This is a genomic window from uncultured Maricaulis sp. (assembly GCF_963976135.1).
In the GTDB taxonomy this organism is placed as follows: domain Bacteria; phylum Pseudomonadota; class Alphaproteobacteria; order Caulobacterales; family Maricaulaceae; genus Maricaulis.
On record NZ_CAXBKN010000159.1, the window covers coordinates 1 to 3,504 of the forward strand.

Annotated in this window: 6 protein-coding genes and 1 tRNA gene; 6 read left to right on the forward strand and 1 reads right to left on the reverse strand. The window is 61.4% G+C overall.

The genetic code is table 11. From position 1 onward, the window contains the following. Nucleotides 1–119: 119 nt before the first annotated feature. A tRNA-Ala gene (locus tag AAC023_RS14005) sits at nt 120–195 on the reverse strand. Between the two features lie 112 nt (nt 196–307). Between AAC023_RS14005 and AAC023_RS14010 the strand changes: the two genes are divergently transcribed. From AAC023_RS14010 to AAC023_RS14035, 6 genes are all read left to right on the forward strand, one after another. Next, on the forward strand, nt 308–619 hold the full coding sequence (locus tag AAC023_RS14010; RefSeq protein ID WP_339741832.1) for a YggT family protein: 312 nt from the start codon (nt 308–310) through the stop codon (nt 617–619). Next, a complete protein-coding gene (locus tag AAC023_RS14015; protein ID WP_339741834.1) occupies nt 616–942 on the forward strand; it encodes a DUF167 family protein in 327 nt (108 codons plus the stop codon). Before AAC023_RS14010 ends, AAC023_RS14015 begins: the two co-directional genes overlap by 4 nt. Further along, nucleotides 932–1,828, forward strand: a complete 897-nt coding sequence (gene folD / locus AAC023_RS14020; RefSeq protein ID WP_339741836.1) for a bifunctional methylenetetrahydrofolate dehydrogenase/methenyltetrahydrofolate cyclohydrolase FolD — start codon at nt 932–934, stop codon at nt 1,826–1,828. The genes AAC023_RS14015 and folD overlap by 11 nt, the downstream gene beginning before the upstream one ends. A gap of 73 nt (nt 1,829–1,901) precedes the next feature. After that, a complete protein-coding gene (locus AAC023_RS14025) occupies nt 1,902–2,318 on the forward strand; it encodes a response regulator (RefSeq protein WP_339741838.1) in 417 nt (138 codons plus the stop codon). 88 nt (nt 2,319–2,406) lie between these two features. Next, nucleotides 2,407–3,198: a TIGR00266 family protein gene (locus AAC023_RS14030; RefSeq protein WP_339741840.1), complete on the forward strand. Its 792-nt coding sequence runs from the start codon at nt 2,407–2,409 to the stop codon at nt 3,196–3,198. 61 nt (nt 3,199–3,259) lie between these two features. After that, a partial coding sequence (locus AAC023_RS14035) for a DUF1244 domain-containing protein (protein WP_339741842.1) occupies nt 3,260–3,504 on the forward strand: 245 nt, incomplete at its 3' end.

The window sequence follows — 3,504 nt, forward strand, 5'->3', positions numbered from 1 at the left end:
AAGGGTGTCGAGAGTTTGATGTCCGGGGTGTCCGCCTTCGCCGAAGGCTACGGCGTGACAGCCTTCGCTCGTTCTAGCGTTGGGCCTGCCCAGCCGAAGCTCGCGCAGCGAGCGAAGGCTGGTGGAGCCGAGCGGGATCGAACCGCTGACCTCGTCATTGCGAACGACGCGCTCTCCCAACTGAGCTACGGCCCCTTCGGAGGAGGCAACTACGAGCGCCGGCGGGCAGTGTCAAGCGCTGGCTTCTGGACGCGAGGAGGCGACGCGGTTACATAGCCCATCATCTTTTGTCGCTCAGGATTTTGCTATGCCGCTCGAATTGTCATTTGGTCAGGCCCTGGTTGTGTATTTCCTCAATCCGATCCTCGGCCTGCTGTGGATCGTGGTCATTGTGGGCGTGGTCTTGAGCTGGCTGATCAGTTTCAATGTCGTCAATCCCCACAACCAGTTTGTCGGCATGATCTGGCGGCTGACCAATACAATTACGGAACCGCTGCTCGGGCCGATCCGCCGTGTTCTGCCGAGCCTGGGCGGGATGGATTTCTCCCCGGTCGTGCTTCTGCTTCTGATCTCCTTCGCGCAGGGCTATATCGTGCCAACACTGCTGCGAGTGCTTTGAGCGGAGCCTGGCTGGAAGACCAGAGCGGTCTGACGCTACGGGTACGCCTGACACCCAATGCGTCGAAAGACGCGGTGGAGGGAGAGAGCGAGACGGCTGACGGGCTGCGCCATCTTGGCGTTCGTGTCCGTGCCGTCCCCGAGAAGGGCAGGGCCAACAAGGCCATGATAGCGGTTTTGTCGCAGTTCCTTGGGGTTCCGAAGCGCGATATCGAGGTGATCCGGGGCACGACATCGCGTTTGAAAACGGTTCGGATTACGGCAGGGGCCGAACGCTGCCGGGAGATCGCGGGATTATTGGGGGGAGTGGGGGATGAGCGCTGAACTGATAGACGGCAAGGCCATTGCCGCCGAAATTGACGCCCGTGCCGGCGAGGCCGGCGCCGAACTGGCCCGGACACTTGGCCGCCCGCCTTGCCTGGCCGTGGTGTTGATCGGCGATGATCCGGCCAGCGATGTCTATGTCCGCTCCAAGGTGAAACGCACTGAAGCGGCAGGGATGACCTCGATCGAAATCCGCAGACCGGCCGATATTGGCCAGGCCGAAGTGGTCGAAATCGTGCGCGCACTCAATGCAGACAGGAGTGTTGACGGCATTCTCGTCCAGATGCCGCTGCCCGGCCATATTGATTCCAACGCGGTCATCGCGGCGATCGATCCGGACAAGGATGTCGACGGGCTCACCGAAGCCAGCGCCGGACGTTTATTGCTGGGCAAGCCGGGCCTTCGCCCGTGTACGCCGGCGGGCTGTGTCCTGCTGGCCGAGCGCGCGATGGGTTCGCTCGCGGGCAAATCGGTTGTGGTGATTGGCCGCTCCATTCTTGTCGGCAAACCGGCCGCGCTTCTATTCCTCGAAAAGAATGCGACCGTGACCATTGCGCATTCGCGCACCGATGACCTGCCGGGTCTGACGCGCACGGCCGATATCGTGGTTGCCGCCGTTGGCCGGCCGCAAATGGTGCGCGGCGACTGGGTCAAGCCGGGCGCTTGTGTGCTCGATGTCGGTATCAACCGGATTGACGCGCCCGAGCGCGGCGAGGGACGCACCCGGCTGGTCGGCGATGTCGCATTCGATGAAATCGCTGGCCATGCCGGGTGGATTACGCCGGTTCCGGGCGGTATCGGCCCCATGACAATCGCCATGCTGCTACGCAATACAGTGCTGGCCGCAGCTGCCCGCGCAGGCATTGAACGCCCTGAGGGGCTCTAATTTCGAATGTTTCCGGATTTTTAAACGGTTCAATAACGCCACTGAGTGATACTTGCCACAAGGGAGATGCAATATGGCCAATCGGGCATTGCACGTGCTGCATGTAGAAGACGACTTCGCCGACGCGATGCTTGTCCAGCATGCCGTCTGTGAAGCGGGCGATTTCGATATCTCTTTTGAAGTCGTGCGGACGCTGCGCGAGGCCAAATTGCGCATGCAGGCGGGTGGATTCGATCTGATCCTGCTCGATTTGCGGCTGCCGGACTCGGTCCATCCGACCGAAACACTGGAAGTGGCCCGCAGTTCAGCCGGCGAGACGCCGCTCCTGGTGCTGTCGGGCTCGATGGCGGTTGATCGCGAGTATCTGGGCGATGAAATTGCCAGTCTCGACAAGAATGCCAGCTTCAAGGTCGAGCGTGGCCGCAAGTCGGTCAATATCGCGCAGGTCATCCGCAATGCGGCCGAGCCCGAGGACTTTCTCAGCATCTGACCGCGATCGCCGCATAAAACACGCCCTGCATCTTACAATCCTGCCGTGACCGGCCCTATAATCGCCCCTCAACAAGGCGAGGATCGAGATGAGCAGCGCACACGAAATCGATTACAAGATTTGCGGTGAAGACATTCAATTCGTGGAAATCGAGCTGGATCCGGGCGAGACCGTCGTCGCGGAAGCCGGTGCAATGATGTACAAGTCGACCGGCATTGCGATGGAGTCCGTTTTTGGCGACGGCTCGCAGAAGAACAGGGGATTCATGGGCGCCCTGGCCGGCGCGGGCAAGCGTCTGCTGACCGGTGAAAGCCTGTTCATGACCGCCTTCACACATCAGGGGCAGGGCAAGGCGCATGCCGCCTTCGCAGCGCCCTTTCCCGGGACGATTATCGCGGTGCATTTGCCCGATGTTGATGGCGAGCTGATTTGCCAGAAGGACAGTTTCCTGGTCGCCGCGAAGGGCGTCTCGATCGGGATTGCGCTGCAGAAAAAGATCATGACCGGCCTGTTCGGCGGCGAAGGCTTCATCATGCAGCGCCTTGAGGGCGATGGCTGGTGCTTCATCCACGCCGGCGGCACACTGGTACAGCGCGAGCTGGCGGCCGGCGAGGAAATCCACGTCGATACCGGTTGTGTCGTTGCCTATACCAAAACGGTCGAATTCGAGATCGAGCGGGCCGGCAATGTCAAATCCATGATCTTCGGTGGCGAGGGCGTCTTCTTCGCCAAGCTGAAAGGGCCGGGCAAGGTCTGGATGCAATCCATGCCATTCTCACGCCTGGCCGGACGCATCATGGCCAATCTGCCCGTCACCGGCTCCGGCCAGGGCGAAGGCTCGGTGCTCGGCCCGCTTGGCAGCATTATTCGCGGCAGCTGATTTCTTTATCCCCGGCGGGGTGCCATTGCCGGCACCCCGGCCAGTCAGGATGGGCCAGACAATGAAACATGAAGACCTGCCTGCCGCTGACCGGGACGCGCTCGACGCGGCCGCCTTCCGGCGTTTGCTGGCGCATCTGGATGCCCACAAGGAGGTCCAGAATATCGACCTGATGATCCTTGCGGACTTCTGCCGCAACTGCCTGGGCAAATGGTACAAGGCCGCCGCCGATGAGCGCGGTGTCGAGATGTCCGATGAAGCCGCGCGAGACCGGATCTACGGCATGGCCTATGCCGAGTGGAAGCG

Coding starts and splice junctions, on each gene's coding strand:
- AAC023_RS14010 (WP_339741832.1), top strand. CDS start 308: ATGCCGCTCGAATTGTCATTTGGTCAGGCCCTGGTTGTGTATTTCCTC.
- folD (WP_339741836.1), top strand. CDS start 932: ATGAGCGCTGAACTGATAGACGGCAAGGCCATTGCCGCCGAAATTGAC.
- AAC023_RS14025 (WP_339741838.1), top strand. CDS start 1,902: ATGGCCAATCGGGCATTGCACGTGCTGCATGTAGAAGACGACTTCGCC.
- AAC023_RS14030 (WP_339741840.1), top strand. CDS start 2,407: ATGAGCAGCGCACACGAAATCGATTACAAGATTTGCGGTGAAGACATT.